The organism is Pseudomonas sp. C9-3 (assembly GCF_032392015.1).
GTDB lineage: Bacteria > Pseudomonadota > Gammaproteobacteria > Pseudomonadales > Pseudomonadaceae > Pseudomonas > Pseudomonas nitroreducens.
Map to the genome: position 1 here is coordinate 4,898,952 of NZ_CP135919.1, position 14,983 is coordinate 4,913,934.

Here is a 14,983-nt window from a genome sequence, read left to right on the forward strand (position 1 = left end):
TGATCAGATCTTATTCAGCAGTATCGCGAGTATCAGTCCAAGGTTGCCGAGGAGTGTCTGCCGGTGCAGCCCTGCCTTGAGAATGCAGGCAAGTCGGCCAGGGAGTCTTCGTTTGCGCGCTGCCTTGAACAGCTTGAGAGTCGTACGGTGGTCCTTGCTCAAGCGATGACTCATCGACTCGAGGGCACGAATATTTTGCGCGCTCCACTCATAGAAGCGTCCCTGCAGGACCATGCCCAACCGACGCAAGCGAGCGCACCAATCAGAGTTGCTGCCGATCACGTTTCCGCCATGTTGCCGGTAAAACACGCGAGGTTCAGGGTCGTAATAAACGACTCCCCCCGCGCCGGTAATCAGCTGGTAGCACCACCAATCGTGGGCAGGCACCTTCAGTTCGGCGCCCGCCTCAACGATCAGCGCCCGTGCAGCCTGGTTGAACACCATCGTGTTGCCCCCCCCAATGCTCTGCACCAGGGCATTCTTGAAATGTGGCGCCAACGAAAAGTGCGGTGACAGTCCGAGGCGCCCCCCCTCTTCACAGATGATCTGGGTACGCCCGCAATAGACCGCCGGCACATCGGGGGGAACTCCGCGCAGCCAGTCAAGCGCAACCTGCAGCTTGTCGGCGCTCCAGATATCGTCCTGATCTGACCAGGCGAAATAGTCGGCCTCGATGTCCGCACGGCACGTCAAAGACAGGAAATTACGTGCGAAGCCCGCGCGCGGCCCGCGTACCACCTTCAGTCTGCGACTGCCCCACATCTCGGCATAAGCCTGCAACACCGCCTGCGTGCCATCTTTCGAACCATCGTCCGACACATGGAGCACCCAGTTGCGATAAGCCTGCTGCTCGAAGGAGTCGAGTTGCTCGGCGAGGAACTGTGCTCCGTTGTAGGTACACATGAGGATGGCGACAACGGGGGTTCCCGGAAGACTGAGTTCTCGGGAAAAGGCCTGGTTGCTCGCGATGTCGGCGCCAGGAGGCTGAAAAAGCACCGTCACTGATCTTCGTCCCTGAATGACACTCGCCGAGGCGAGGCGTCCTGCAAATTGAAAATGCCACTAAAAGGCCATTACAAAAACGCGGGAAGCCTAGCACGAACCCATAGATTTCTTAAGGATCCATTAATGAACGCATGTCGAATTGCCTTTATTTCGAGCAGGGTGCGACCAGCAGAAATGAGCTGAAAATCTTCAAAAAGCTCGCGAATATCAGGAAAAACCACACAATATTGATTTTTATAAAAACACAAAAACATCAATAGCCGTTCGTCTGATTGTCGGAAAACATCATCAAACAGTCATATTTTGTAACATCCAAAAGCCGCTAGAAGCCCGATACAGAGCCTGCGGAACGGTTTTTTATTTGGTTTGCTGGCCATAGGCAGGCACATCAGCACGCGTTGACTTTTTGAAGTGGGACTAACAGAAGAATCTGATACTGGCACTGCGCCCGCAGGTGCCCATAGCAAGTATCAATGCCGTGCGTGTGCAGTTCGATGCAGAACGACCTCGACGTGTCATTTCCCGCACCTGAACGAGAAAAACCGCCGAGTCAGGACAGCCTGGCCTGCACGAAGGATCGGCAGCCAATAGCATCTCCGAGACGATGAAGACGCGAGGTTTGGCACGAAGCGCTGCAGGGGCAGGCCACTCAACGATAGCCCTGAGTCTCTGCTGCCCCTCACCTCCCCACTATTGGGACATAGCCCACCCTCGCCAGGGCAAGACAAACTCTTTGGACTAAGCCCAAAGGCGCTCTCCTGCCTCCGGCGATTCCATCCACTGCTTGAGCGAACGCGTCGGCAGGTCGAAATACTCCCGTGTGCGCGCATAGCCGTGCCCGCCCATGCGGCCGATGGCGTCGAGGCCGAGTTGGTCGATGTAGAGCGTGGCGGGGTCGATCAGGTCGTCGCGCACGTGGGCCATCAGCACCTCGCCGAGGATGATTTCCCGCGACTGGCCGATGGACAGCGCCATCATCCGCCGGCACTCCAGCGCCACCGGCGCCTCGCCGATGCGCGGGCAGCCGACGCGGGTGCCAGGGATGGCGGTGAGGCCGGCGGCGACCAGTTCGTCGAAGCCCGGCTCGAAGGGCACGGCGCAGACGTTCATGGCTTCCACCAACGCGTCGGAAACGATGTTCACGGTGAATTCCTGGTTCTGCCGGATGTTCAGCGTGGTGTCCTTAGGGCTCAGGTCGCTGTAGTTCTCCACGCCCAGGGCTAGGATCGGCGGATCGGCCGACAACGCATTGAAGAAGCTGAAGGGCGCGGCGTTGGGGCGGCCTTCGGCGTCGATGGTGGTGACCAGTGCGATGGGACGCGGCACCACGCTGCCGATGAGGATCTTGTATTTCTCGCGGGCGGACAGCTGCTGGAAGTCGAAGCTGAGCATGGGGTGGTCCTTCAATGGGCAGACAGTGCGCGCGCATCGAGCAGCGGTGCATCGGCACTGTACGAGTCGGCAAAGGGAATCGCGGAATGGAACAGCGTGCGCCACGGCGGGTTGCCGAAGGCACGCTCGGCGTGGTGCTGCATCTGCTTCTGGAACAGCGCATCAGCGCGGCGTTGCAGGTCGGCGTAGTCGGCGCCGATCACCAGTCCGTCCTGCATGACGCTGCGGCCGTCGATGAAGCTGGCAATGCAGTCGTCGCCCCGCCCCGCGGTGAACAGATTCTTCAGCGGATCGAAGAATGGCCCCTGGTGGAACGTACCGAGGCGGAACACCGTGATGTCTGCGCGGGCGCCTGGAGCGAGGCGGCCGAGGTCATCGCGGCCCAGCGCCTGGGCACCGCCGAGTGTCGCGGCGTTGTAGAGGTCGAGCATGCGCGTGTGCTCGGCATCACCCTCCTTCACCCGCGCGATGTTCAGGCCCTGGCGCAGGTTGTCGAGCATGTCCGCCGGGAAGGTGTCGGTACCCATGGCGAGGTTGATACCGCGTGCGCGGTAAGCGCCGAAGGAGTCCAGCGCATCGCCTTCGCGAGCGAACACGACGGGGCAATGTACGAGGCTCGCGCCGGTATCGGCGAGGCGCTGCAGTTCGTGTTCGCCACTGTGCAGGATGCCGTGCGGCAGCACGCTGCGTGGGTTGAGCAGGCCGTAGTTATCGAGCCACTGTAGCGACGAGGTATCGCGCAGCCGGCGTACCAGTTCGACTTCGTAGCGCGACTGGCAGCAATGCAGGCGCAGCGGCGCATCCAGTTCGCGCTGCACGGCGGCGGTGCGCTCCAGCAATGCGGGTGTGCAGGTTTCAATGCGGTCAGGTAGCAGTGCACCGCGCACCAGACCGTTGTGCGCACCATCGAAGTCGCGGAAGAAACGTTCGGCTTCCTTCAATCCGGCGAGGCCGGCAGCTTCGTTCCAATGCTGCGCGGCGCTGCCGTCGGCGCGGGCGTAGGTCATGCCGCTCATGTAGCAGGGGCCGAGATAGGTGCGTAGGCCAAGTTCGCCCGACAGCGCAGCAACCCCGGCGAATTCGTCGTAATGCTCGGCCCAGCGCCGGTAGTACATCGAGGTGATCGGCATGGCGGTGGTGATGCCGTTGCGGATCAGTTGGGTGAAGGCGTAGCGGTATTTGAACAGCTCTTCGTCCGGGCTGTAGCACTCGCTCGGGCCAGCGCGCAGATAGTCCTCGGACCAGACGCGACCCATGTTCCACTCGGCGCCGTTGTCCAAGGTGAGCACGGTGGAGTCGAGGTCGCCAAGCGCATCGAGATCGATGAAGCCGGGGCCGATCAGCGCCTGGCCGTAGTCGATCCACTGGCTGACTTCGCCGGGAAAACCGCGGCCGACGAAGACAATCTTCCCACCTTCGAACACGACTTCGCCGTGGCGCCAGAGCACGTGTCGGCGACCGTCGAAGCCGACCACGAAGCTGGCTTTCAGGCCGATACGAGGGATGTTCACAGACGCGACTCCAACAGGCGACCCTGCTCGGCGATCAGCCTGCCGGATTTGAATACCTGGCGCTGCGCAGGGCGTGCAACCACGGCTTCGCCGAGGGTCTGGACCGGCAGCAGGAGGAAGTCTGCTGTTGCGCCGACTTCGATGCGTGCAGGCTCACGGCCCAGCGCTCGCGCACCGTTGGCGGTGGCGGCGGCAAACGCGGCGGCAAGGTCTTCGTCCTTGCACAGGTCGAAGCGGAAGGCCAGCAGCATGGCGCGTTCGAGCATGTCACCATTGCCCATGGGCGACCAGGCATCGCGGATACCGTCGCTGCCCAGGCACAGGTTCACACCGGCGTCGCGCAGCGCAAGGAACGGCGGCACCGGCGTATCGGCCGGGGCGGAGCTCATCAGGGAAATGCCCAGCTCGGAGAGTCGCTCGGCGAGCGGCTCGACCTGCTCCCAGGGCGCCATGCCCAGACAGTAGGCGTGGCTGATCATGACCTTGCCTTGCAGACCGTGGCGCTCGGTGTAATCGGCGATGCGGGCGATCTGCCAGAGACCGAGCTCGCCCTTGTCGTGCAGGTGGATGTCCACGCCCCGGCCAAACTCCACAGCGAGGCCGAAGACGATATCCAGTTGGGCGATGGGGTCGTCATCAATGCCGCAGGGATCCAGGCCGCCGACATTTTCCACCCCCAGCTGCATGGCCTCGCGCATCAGTTCGGCGGTGCCGGGGCGGCTGACCAGGCCAGTCTGCGGAAAGACCACGAATTCCATGTCGATCAGGTCGGCGTAACGTTCGCGCAGCGCCTGCATGGCGACGACGTGGCGCAGGCCCAGCTCGGGATCGATGTCGACGTGGCAGCGGAAGGTCAGCGAGCCGCGGGCGATGCATTGCTCCAGGAGCGCGCCGGCACGCTCGGAGATCGGTGCTTCGATCTCGCGCAGTACGCGGCGCTCGTTGGCGATGTAGTCCTTGAGCGTGGAGCCGGCGCTATTGGGGCGCCAGGGTTGGCCCCAGAGGGTCTTGTCCAGATGGCAGTGGCTCTCTACCAGTGGCGGCACGAGCAACTGGCCGGCGCCGTCGATGTCACCCGGTTGGATGTCGGCACCGCTTGCGGGGCGGCGCTCGGCGATGCGGCCATCACGAATGAGGAAGTCTTCCGCGGCGTTGCCCAGCGGACGGATGTTGCGCAGCCAGTAGCTGTCGGTCATGGGGACCTCGATCTTGTTGAAAACATAGGGCGGATAAGCGCTTGCGGTTATCCGCCGATGAGCTCGTCGACGCGTGCTCCGGGTTCAAACCTGTAGGAGCGAGCTTGCTCGCGAACGGATTCCGCCCTGACGCCGGCATCAAGCGGTTCGCGAGCAAGGACTAGCCGTCCCCCTCGCTCCTACGAAAAGCGAAAGCGGTGCGTCAGCCCTTGAGCTTGGACCAGATGCGGTCCTGCAGCTCGCGGGACTTGTTGCTGCATTCCTTTTCCAGGCGCAGGCGCTGTGCGTATTCCTCCGGCATGTTGATGGCGTCCATCACCTTCCACTTGGCGTCGAGCAACTGGTCGGTCTGGATGCCGTTGGAATAGGCGATGGCGTTGGTCACCGCGGCGGCGTTCTCCGGCTTCATCATCCAGTTGATGAAGACCTTGGCGTTCTCCGGGTGCGGCGCGCTTTTCGGCACGGCGAAGTTGTCCTGGAAGGAGGCCACGCCCTCGCGTGGGTAGACGTACTTGATGGTGCTCTTCTGCAACGTGGCGCGCGCGGTGGAGCCGTTCCAGTTCTGCATCAGCACCACTTCGCCGGAGGCCATGCGGTCCACGGTGTTGTCCGAGCTGTACATCTTCAGGAAGGGCTTCTGCTTCTGCAGCAGTTCGAGAATCTTCTTCGCGTCCTGCGGGTTCTCGGTGCACTCGTCGACGTTGAGGTAATGTGCGGCGGCGTTGATCAGGCTACTCGGCGTGTCGAGCGCGGCGACCTGCCCCTGCAGCTCCGGACGCGGCTCGAAGAACTCCTTCCACGAGTCATCCAGCTTGCCGCCCGGCACCCGCGCGCTGTCGTAGGAGAAACCGGTGGTGCCCCACAGGTAGGGCGCCGAGTATTTGCGGCCGGGATCGAAGCCCGGATCGCGGAAGGCCGGTTTGACGAACTGGAAGTTGGCCAGCGTCGGCGTGTCGATTTCCAGCAGCAGGTTCTGATTGATCAGCGTCTGCATGATCGAGTGCGACGGCACGATCACGTCGTATGCCGCACCGCCGGCCTGCAGTTTCGCCAGCAGGGTTTCATTGCTGTCGTAGCCGTCCATGGTGACCTTGATGCCGGTCTCCTTCTCGAACTTGGCCAGCAGTTCCACGGGGTAGTAGTCGGTCCAGTTGTAGAAGAACAGCTGCTTGGGTTCCTCGGCCTGGGCGACGCCGGCGGCCAGCAGGGCGAGAGACAAACCGGCAAGGCCGTGACGCAGGGCATTCAACTTCATAGGGCTCTCCGAAAAGCTAAAGGTCAGGGTCGGCAGTCGTTATCAAGCGTCCGGTTTGCCGCGCTGGCCGAGCCAGTACGACAGCACCACGAGGACGATGGAAATCACCAGCATGAGGGTCGAGATGGCGTTGATCTCGGGCGTTACCCCGGCCTTGATGGCCGAGAAGATGTAGACCGGCAGCGTCGTCGAACCGGGGCCGGCGACGAAGAAGGTCATGATGAAGTCGTCGAGGCTGACCACGAACGCCAGTACAGCGCCGGACAGCACCGCCGGCCACAACAGCGGCAGCGTCACCCGGCGGAACACCTGGTACGGGCTGGCGTAGAGGTCACCGGCGGCTTCCAGCAGGCTCTTGTCCAGATCGTTCAGGCGCGCGCGGATCGGCAGGTAGGCAAAGGGAATGCAGAAGCCGACATGGGCAACGATCACCGTCATCAGGCCGAGCTTGATGCCCAGCGACATGAACAGCAGCAGCGTGGCCACGGCGATGACGATCTCCGGCAGGATCAGCGGCAGGTTGATCCCGCCCTCGACCATCCGTCGCCCGTAGAACGGCCGCGAGGTCGCCAGCGCCGCCGCCAGGGCGATCGCCGTGGACAGCACGGTGGCGAAGCCGGCAACCACCAGCGAGTTGAACGCCGCCGCCTGGATCGACGGGTTGGCGACGATCTTGCCGTACCAGGCGAAGGAGAATTCGGTCCACACCGTGGCCGAACGGTTGGCGTTGAAGCTGTAGGCGATCAATACGAAGATCGGCAGGTACAGGTAGGCCAGCACCAACAGGCTGGTCTCGCGGGTGCCGGGGAGTTTCTTCAGGTGCTGGGCGATCATGCGGAAGCTCCCAGGTGGACGGCCTTGGCGGCGCGGCGGCTATAGAGGGCGAACGCGATCAGCGCGAGCAGCATGATCGCCAGCAGCAGGAACGACAGCGAACCGCCCAGGGGCCAGTTGCGCGCGGTGCCGAACTGCTGCTGGATCAGGTTGCCGATCATCAGCGTCTTGCCGCCGCCGAGGATGGCCGGGGTGATGAAGGCGCCCAGGCTCGGCACGAACACCAGCAGGGAGCCGGCGATCACGCCCGGCATGGACAGCGGCAGGATCACCCGACGCAGTGCCTTCCAGCGGTTGGCACCGAGGTCGTAGGCGGCTTCGACGAGGCGCCAGTCGAGCTTCTCCAGGGTCGAGTAGATCGGCAGGATCATGAACGGCAGGAAGCTGTAGACCAGGCCGACGCAGACCGCGAAGTCGTTGTACAGCAGGGTGATGCCGCCGGCCTGGGGGAACAGCGCGTTGACCGTCTGGGCGATCCAGCCGTGCTCGCGCAGGATGATCAGCCAGGCGTAGTTGCGGATCAGCAGGTTAGTCCAGAACGGGATGGTGATCAGCAACACCATGAGGTTGCGCGAGCGCTCGCTCAGGCTGGTCATCCACAGCGCCACCGGGAAGCCGAAGAGGAAGCACAGCAGCGTGGTGCCGCCGGCCTGGAACAGCGAGCGCAGCAGCGCCTGGGCATAGACCCAGTTGAGCTCCAGGTTGCCGTCGAAATCCTCCTGGAAGAACAGCTGCACGTAGCTCTGGATCTGCCAGTCGGCGTGCCAGTCGACGCCGCCGTAGAGGTTGCGCGGCAGCAGGCTGATGTAGCCCATTATTGCCAGCGGGATGGCAATCAACCCGAGCAGCGTCAGCGCCACCGGGCTGAGCAGCAACAGGCGGCGGGTGGTGGGCGACTCCTTCATCTCAAGCCTCCATCAGCAGGCAGGCCTGGGGCGGCAGATGCACCGCCACGGCCTCGCCGACGTCACGGGCGCGGCCGCCCTCGTTGCTCTCGCGCAGGGTAATCTGCGAGGCATCGGGCAGGCGGCAGCGATACAGCGTGGCGGTGCCGACGTACATCACCGTCTCGATCACCGCGCGCAGATGGTGCGGCTGCGAGGGGTCGACCAGCTTGGAGCGCTCCGGGCGGAAGGCCAGCTGCACGCTGGCGCTGCTGAGGCCGGCTGGCAGCTCGCAGGGGATTTCCGCGGCCATGGCGTTGGGGTGGAAGCCGCCCTGGCGCATCTGGCCGGGGAGGAAGTTGATGTCGCCGATGAACTGCGCGACGAAGCGATGCGTCGGGCGTTCGTAGATTTCGTTGGGCGTGCCGATCTGCATGATGTTGCCGTGGGACATCACGGCAATGCGGTCGGACAGGGTCAGCGCTTCTTCCTGGTCGTGGGTGACGAAAATGAAGGTGATGCCCGCCTCTTCCTGAACACGCTTGAGCTCGACCTGCATTTCCTTGCGCAGCTTCAGGTCCAGCGCGGACAGCGGCTCGTCGAGCAGCAGGACCGAAGGCTTGGGCGCCAGCGCACGGGCCAGGGCCACACGTTGTTGCTGGCCGCCGGAGAGCTCGGCCGGCTTGCGTCGCGCCAGGTGTTCCATCTGCACCAGCGCGAGCATCTCCTTCACCCGCTTCGGAATCTCCGAGCGCTGCAGGCCCTGCATCTCCAGGCCGAAGGCGATGTTCTCGCTCACCGACATGTGCGGGAACAGGGCGTAACTCTGGAACACGGTGTTGATGCGGCGGCGGTAGGGCGGCAGGTCGTTGACCCGCTCGCCGCCGACGAGGATGTCGCCGGAGGTGACGTTCTCGAAGCCGGCGATGCTGCGCAGAAGCGTGGTCTTGCCGCAGCCGGACGGCCCCAGCAGGGTGAAGAATTCGTTGTGGGCGATGTCGACCGACACTTCGTTGAGGGCGGGAGCGACGTTGGGATCATCGGTGTAGCGCTTGCTGACCCGACGCACCTCGACTGACGACGAGTGATTCATTTTGGTGCATTCCTCTTGTTTTTGTATGCAATATTTGAATGCAATCTAGAAATAGCTGATGTATTTTTCTTCTGCAACTGGTTTTGCACGGACGGTTTTGCGGCATCCTTTGAAGGGTCAAGCAAGAGGCGGAGTCGCTCATGACGGAGAAGCACCCCGAATCCACGGTGGAACGCGTCTACCAAGGGGTTTACGAGGCGATCAGCAAGCGCAGCCTGCGCCCGGGCATGAAGCTCGGCGAGGCGGCATTGGCGGATTTGTTCAAGGTCAGCCGCACTTCGGTGCGCGCGGCGCTGAAACATCTGGAAGCGGATGGGCTGGTGTCCAGCGCGCTCAACAAGGGTGCATGGGTGTCATTACCCAGCGACGAGGAGATCCGCTCGCTGTTCGAAACGCGGCGGCTGATCGAGATCGGCATCGTCAGCGAACTCTGCCGCCGCGCAGACAGCGCGATCATCCAGGACCTGCGTGACCACGTGGCGCTGGAAGAGGCAACCCATGACCACGACCATGCACGATTCGTCCACCTGCTCGGCGAGTTCCATCTCAAGCTCGCGGCAGCGCTGAACAATCCGGTGCTGCTGGATTTCTTCCGCAAGCTGATCGAGCGCGCCTCGCTCTACGCCACCACGCTGGACGACGACCAGCACGAGACCTGCCGCGGCAACGAGCACCAGAAGTTGATCGACTACATCGAAGCGGGCAACCAGGCGGCGGCCATCGAGCTGACCTGCATGCACCTGAACGCCATCGAACAGGCGATCATCAAGGCGGCGGGGAACCTGAAGGCGGACTATCACCCGCTCAAGCATCTGATTGGCGGCTGAGTAACGCCACGCCGCTTTTGTGTAGGAGCGAGCTTGCTCGCGAACCGCAGCTCCCAGCTTACGCCGAAGCCCGCCACCGCACTGGGCGGCCCCCTCTCCCTTCAGGGAGAGAGCTGGGGATAGGGGGCTGTGCGGCGCGAGTGTTGAAAGCTGGAGTTAGATTCGCGAGCAAGCTCGCTCCTACAGAGAGCAAAACGCCCGGCATTGGCCGGGCGTTTTCATTCAGGCGGTCGGGCCGCCGGTGATGCGATCGAAGCCCCGGCGGATTTCCTCTTCGGGCAGGTTGTCGCCGATGAAGACGATCACGCTCTCGCGCTGTTTGTCGCCCTTCCACTCGGTGTCCCAGTCGAATCCATAGAGCCGCAGCACGCCCTGAAATACCAGGCGGCGCTCCTCACCGGCGATGTTCAGCACGCCCTTGTAGCGCAGCAGCGAGTTGCCGTGCCATTGCAGCAGGTCGTCCATGAACTCGCTGAGGCGCTCGATATCCAGCGGATTGTCACTGCGCAGCACCAGGGTGGTGATGCGGTCGGTGGTATCTGCCGCCGGGCGCACCGGGCGCAGCAGCGGGCGCAGGCCAACGTCGGCATTGAGGTTGAAACCGCGCACGTCGAGCAGGCGTTCCAGTTCGATGGCGCCGTGCTCCACCGCGTGGATTTCGGCGCGCCGATTGATGCGCTGCAGGCGCTCGACCAGCGCGTCGTATTGTTCCGGCGACACCAGGTCGCGCTTGCTCACCAGGATGCGGTCGCCGAAGCCCACCTGGGCCTGGGCAATGGCCTCCTGCAGGTGGCGGTCGGCATTGGCGGCGTCCACCAGGGTGATGATGCCGTCGAGCAGATAGCGCTCGCGCAGGGTCTCGTCGACGAAGAAGGTCTGCGCCACCGGGGCCGGGTCGGCCAGGCCGGTGCACTCAATCACCAGGCGGTCGAAATCCAGCTCGCCGTTGTCGCGGCGCTCCAGCAGGACGTAGAGCGCACGCTCGAGGTCGTTATTGATGGTGCAGCAGACGCAGCCGTTGGACAGCGTCGTCACCTGCACCGCATCGTCGCCGAGCAATTGGGCATCGATGGGCGTCTCGCTGAATTCGTTCTCGATCACGGCGATCTTCAGGCCGTGCTCGGCCTTGAGGATGTACTTGAGCAGGGTGGTCTTGCCGGCCCCGAGGAAGCCGGTGAGAACAGTCACCGGAATCTGCGGCACGCTTGCGGAATCGGTCATGGGAACATCCAGGCAATCGGAAAAGAAAACGGGCCGCGATCGCTCGCGGCCCGCATTTCTATTTTATGAAACGTCGACGAGGCAGGCGACGCAAGGCGCCAGTGGCAGGAAAAAGCGGTGTCTACTTCATTAGATGAGCATTTTTCCGGCCGCTGGCAACGCAGCATCGGCCACGTAGCCAGTTTCATCGTATCAGCAGCAGCGGATCGGCCTCCCCTTGCCGCCGCCGTAGCGCGCTTCCTGGCGCTCGCGGAAGAACTCCTCGTAGGTCATCGGAGTCTTGTCCGGGTGCTTGTTCTGCATGTGCTGAACGTAGGTGTCGTAATCGGGCATGCCGACCAACATGCGCGCGGCCTGCCCGAGATACTTACCCATGCGGCTGAGGTCGTTGAACATGATGAACCTCCGTCAGGCGTCCGGGATCGGCTGGAACGGCGACTCGTTGTCGGTGCGCTCCTTCTTGGTCCAGGCAGCCGCGCCAACCTTGATGGCATACACCAGCACACAGAGCACCACCAGCAGGAACAGCACGGTGAGGCCGGCGTTGATGTAGGCGTTCATCATCACGTGTTGCATCTGCGTAATGTCCTTGGCCGGGGCGATGATCTGCCCGGCGTCCAGGCCGGCCGAGTACTTCTTGCCCAAGGCGATGAAGCCCACGGCCGGGTTGCTGTCGAACAGCTTGATCAGGCCGGCGGTGGTGGTGCAGATCAGCAGCCAGGCGGCCGGCAGCGCGGTCACCCAGACGTACTGCTGGCGCTTCATCTTGATCAGCACGACGGTGGCGAGCATCAGCGCAATGCCGGCGAGCATCTGGTTGGAGATGCCAAACAGCGGCCACAGGGTGTTGATGCCACCCAGCGGATCGACCACACCCTGGTACAACAGCCAGCCCCACAGCGCGACGCAGCCGCCGGTGCCGACGATGTTGGCGGTCCAGGAGTCGGTTTTCTTCAGCGCCGGGACGAAGTTGCCCAGCAGGTCCTGCAGCATGAAGCGCCCGGCACGGGTACCGGCGTCCACCGCGGTGAGGATGAACAGCGCCTCAAAGAGAATCGCGAAGTGATACCAGAAGGCCATGGTGTTCTCACCCGGCAGCACCTGGTGAAGGATGTGCGCGATGCCCACGGCGAGGGTCGGCGCACCACCGGCACGGGCCAGGATGGTGGTCTCGCCGATGTCCTTGGCGGTCTGGGCCAGCACTTCCGGGGTGATGGTGAAGCCCCAGCTGCTGACGGTCGCGGCCACCGCGGTAACGTCAGTGCCGACCACGGCCGGCGGGCTGTTCATGGCGAAGTAGATGCCCGGCTCGATGACCGAGGCGGCAACCATCGCCATGATCGCCACGAAGGACTCCATCAGCATGCCGCCGTAGCCGATGTAGCGGGCGTCGGGCTCGCGGTTGAGCAGCTTGGGCGTGGTGCCCGAGGAGATCAGCGCGTGGAAGCCGGAGACGGCGCCACAGGCAATGGTGATGAACAGGAACGGGAACAGGCCGCCTTTCCACACCGGGCCGGTGCCATCGGTGAACTGGGTCAGGGCCGGCATCTTCAGTTCCGGCATGACGATCAGGATGCCGATGGCCAGCGCGATGATGGTGCCGATCTTGAGGAAGGTCGACAGGTAGTCACGCGGCGCCAGCAGCAGCCAGACCGGCAGCACCGAGGCGATGGCACCGTAGGCGATCAGCATCCAGACGATCTGCACGCCATGGAAGGTGAACACCGGGGCCCATTCGGGGCTGGCGGCAATCTGGCCACCGAGCCAGATGGAACCCAGCAGCAGCACGATGCCCACCACGGAAATCTCGCCAATGCGGCCCGGGCGGACGTAGCGCATGTACACGCCCATGAGGATCGCGATCGGGATGGTCGCCATCACGGTGAACATGCCCCACGGGCTTTCGGCCAGGGCCTTCACCACGATCAGCGCGAGCACTGCGAGGATAATGATCATGATCAGGAACGCGCCGAACAGGGCGACGGTCCCCGCCACCTTCCCCATTTCCTCGCGTACCAGCTCACCCAGCGAGCGCCCATTGCGGCGGCTGGAGATGAACAGCACCATGAAATCCTGCACGGCGCCGGCCAGGACCACGCCGGCGATCAGCCAGAGCGTGCCGGGCAGGTAGCCCATCTGCGCGGCCAGTACGGGGCCGACCAGCGGGCCGGCGCCGGCGATGGCGGCGAAATGGTGACCGAAGAGGATGTGCTTGTTGGTCGGGACGTAGTCCAGGCCGTCGTTGTTGAGCACCGCTGGGGTCGCTCGATTGGGGTCCAGTTGCATCACCTTGGTGGCGATGAACAGGCTGTAGTAGCGGTAGGCGACCAGATAGATGGCGACGGCCGCGACGACGATCCACAGTGCGTTGATGGCTTCGCCGCGGCGTAGCGCCACGACTCCCAAGGCAAATGCACCAACTATCGCCACCGCCAGCCAGGCGAGGTGACGTAGCAGGTTGTTGTTATTAGTCATAGCGAGGCTTCCGACAGATTGAAGGCGAGAATTCGCAGAAAAATTCTAGTCCTTTCCCGCGACCCATTCATACGACCTTAGTCTAGGGCGATTACGCGCTTATTGCCGGAGGTCAATCGAATTCCGACCGCACAGTCAGGAAACGAAAAAGCCCGCCAATTGGCGGGCCCTTCGTGGTGTGGCGATGAATCAGGCAGGTTGCTTGGCGTACTGCGCCAGCACCTGATCGCGGCTCATCACCGCCAGGGTGTTGTTCAGCACCTGCTCGCCGGTGGCGTCCTTGGAAGCGAAGATCTCCCCGAAATGCTGCTGGGTGACTTGAGCGAAGTGCGCGCGATCCTGTGCCGGAATGCCCAGCAGGACAGCGTAGGCATCCAGCGCCTCGCCATGCCCCTGCGCCATGTTCTCGGCGATGTTGTCGAGCATGCCGTTCATGGCGAAGATCGAGCGGCCGCCGTAAGTGATGCGCTGGCTGGCATCGCAACCGTTGGTACCGGAGGTCAGGCCGAAGGTGGCATTACCCGAGGTGCCGTTGGTGGTGGTGGCGAGCAGGTGCGGGAACAGACCGCGCTGACCGTCGAAGACCATGTTGCCCCAACCGCATCCCTTGCCGCTCTGCCCCGCCTCATCGGCTTGCGCCAACAGACTGGCGGCGCTCAGCACCCCAATGATCAGACCCTTGCTCACGAGCTTCTTATTCATCGTCTGCACTCCGCAGTTGGTATTGGATTAACGCTCATGCAGCTTTGGCGAGGCCTGGCACCCTGTCAAACCGACGCAGGATGTGTCTGACAGACGAAACATCGGCGGCAGGGCTGCTCGACGCATTACCCGTGGCTTCTGTCTATAGTGAGGCGAAGCAGAAACGGCCGGAGAGCCACGACATGACTGACGATCACGACGAGCGCCGGCGCTTCCAGCGCATCGCCTTCGACGCCGGCACGGAGATCAGCCAGGGCGACCTGCGCTGGAAGGTGACGCTGCTCGATCTGTCCCTGCAAGGCTTGCTGGTGCAACGTCCGGAGCACTGGAACATAGTCGCGCAGGAACCGGTGCAGGTGCGCATCTACCTGGGCTTCGACGTCAACGTCTATATGGAGGCCGACCTCGCCTGGGAGCGTGAAGGCCTGCTGGGGTTCAACTGCCGGCACATTGACCTGGACTCCATCAGCCATCTGCGCCGCCTGGTGGAGCTGAACCTGGGGGACGAATCGCTGCTGGAGCGTGAGCTGACGTTGCTCAGCGAGCATTGAGCCGATCCTGTAGGAGCGAGCTTGCTCGCGAACAGCC

Annotated in this window: 14 protein-coding genes; 2 read left to right on the top strand and 12 right to left on the bottom strand. The window is 63.2% G+C overall.

Features of this window, described 5'->3' with window-relative positions; translation table 11 throughout:
• Positions 1-3 precede the first annotated feature (3 nt).
• From RS899_RS22500 to RS899_RS22535, 8 genes are all read right to left on the bottom strand, one after another.
• Positions 4-1,002, bottom strand: coding sequence for a glycosyltransferase family 2 protein (locus RS899_RS22500; protein ID WP_313462059.1), 999 nt, complete (start codon positions 1,000-1,002; stop codon positions 4-6).
• Positions 1,003-1,743: 741 nt separating this feature from the next.
• Positions 1,744-2,397 carry a flavin reductase family protein gene (locus RS899_RS22505; RefSeq protein WP_313462062.1) on the bottom strand — a complete coding sequence of 218 codons (654 nt, stop codon included), beginning with the start codon at positions 2,395-2,397 and terminating at the stop codon, positions 1,744-1,746.
• A gap of 11 nt (positions 2,398-2,408) precedes the next feature.
• The gene (locus RS899_RS22510; RefSeq protein WP_315810469.1) at positions 2,409-3,902 is read right to left on the bottom strand and encodes an amidohydrolase family protein; all 1,494 of its coding nucleotides are present in this window, start codon (positions 3,900-3,902) and stop codon (positions 2,409-2,411) included.
• A 2-nt stretch (positions 3,903-3,904) separates the two neighbouring features.
• Positions 3,905-5,104, bottom strand: coding sequence for an amidohydrolase family protein (locus RS899_RS22515; RefSeq protein WP_315808112.1), 1,200 nt, complete (start codon positions 5,102-5,104; stop codon positions 3,905-3,907).
• A gap of 202 nt (positions 5,105-5,306) precedes the next feature.
• Positions 5,307-6,359: an extracellular solute-binding protein gene (locus RS899_RS22520; RefSeq protein ID WP_054906521.1), complete on the bottom strand. Its 1,053-nt coding sequence runs from the start codon at positions 6,357-6,359 to the stop codon at positions 5,307-5,309.
• A 42-nt stretch (positions 6,360-6,401) separates the two neighbouring features.
• Positions 6,402-7,193, bottom strand: a complete 792-nt coding sequence (locus tag RS899_RS22525; protein WP_045216633.1) for an ABC transporter permease — start codon at positions 7,191-7,193, stop codon at positions 6,402-6,404.
• Positions 7,190-8,098 (bottom strand): ABC transporter permease, encoded by a 909-nt coding sequence (locus RS899_RS22530; RefSeq protein WP_054906520.1) that lies wholly within the window; start codon positions 8,096-8,098, stop codon positions 7,190-7,192. Before RS899_RS22530 ends, RS899_RS22525 begins: the two co-directional genes overlap by 4 nt.
• A 1-nt stretch (position 8,099) precedes the next feature.
• A complete protein-coding gene (locus tag RS899_RS22535; protein WP_045216629.1) occupies positions 8,100-9,170 on the bottom strand; it encodes an ABC transporter ATP-binding protein in 1,071 nt (356 codons plus the stop codon).
• A gap of 140 nt (positions 9,171-9,310) precedes the next feature.
• Here RS899_RS22535 and RS899_RS22540 point away from each other — a divergent pair, with 140 nt between their 5' ends.
• Complete coding sequence (locus RS899_RS22540; protein ID WP_054906519.1) at positions 9,311-9,997, top strand: GntR family transcriptional regulator; 687 nt, start codon at positions 9,311-9,313, stop codon at positions 9,995-9,997.
• A 222-nt stretch (positions 9,998-10,219) separates the two neighbouring features.
• On the opposite strand, the gene yjiA is transcribed toward RS899_RS22540, so the two are convergent.
• The 4 genes from yjiA to RS899_RS22560 all read right to left on the bottom strand — a co-directional run bounded on the left by yjiA (position 10,220) and on the right by RS899_RS22560 (position 14,395).
• Entirely contained in the window at positions 10,220-11,218 is a 999-nt protein-coding gene (gene yjiA, locus RS899_RS22545; protein ID WP_315808113.1) for a GTPase, read from the bottom strand.
• A gap of 192 nt (positions 11,219-11,410) precedes the next feature.
• Entirely contained in the window at positions 11,411-11,614 is a 204-nt protein-coding gene (locus tag RS899_RS22550; protein ID WP_015478970.1) for a YbdD/YjiX family protein, read from the bottom strand.
• Positions 11,615-11,626: 12 nt separating this feature from the next.
• Positions 11,627-13,693, bottom strand: coding sequence for a carbon starvation CstA family protein (locus RS899_RS22555; protein WP_315808114.1), 2,067 nt, complete (start codon positions 13,691-13,693; stop codon positions 11,627-11,629).
• Between the two features lie 189 nt (positions 13,694-13,882).
• Complete coding sequence (locus RS899_RS22560) at positions 13,883-14,395, bottom strand: DUF3015 domain-containing protein (protein WP_233297242.1); 513 nt, start codon at positions 14,393-14,395, stop codon at positions 13,883-13,885.
• 182 nt (positions 14,396-14,577) lie between these two features.
• Here RS899_RS22560 and RS899_RS22565 point away from each other — a divergent pair, with 182 nt between their 5' ends.
• A complete protein-coding gene (locus RS899_RS22565) occupies positions 14,578-14,946 on the top strand; it encodes a PilZ domain-containing protein (RefSeq protein ID WP_054906515.1) in 369 nt (122 codons plus the stop codon).
• Positions 14,947-14,983 lie beyond the last annotated feature (37 nt).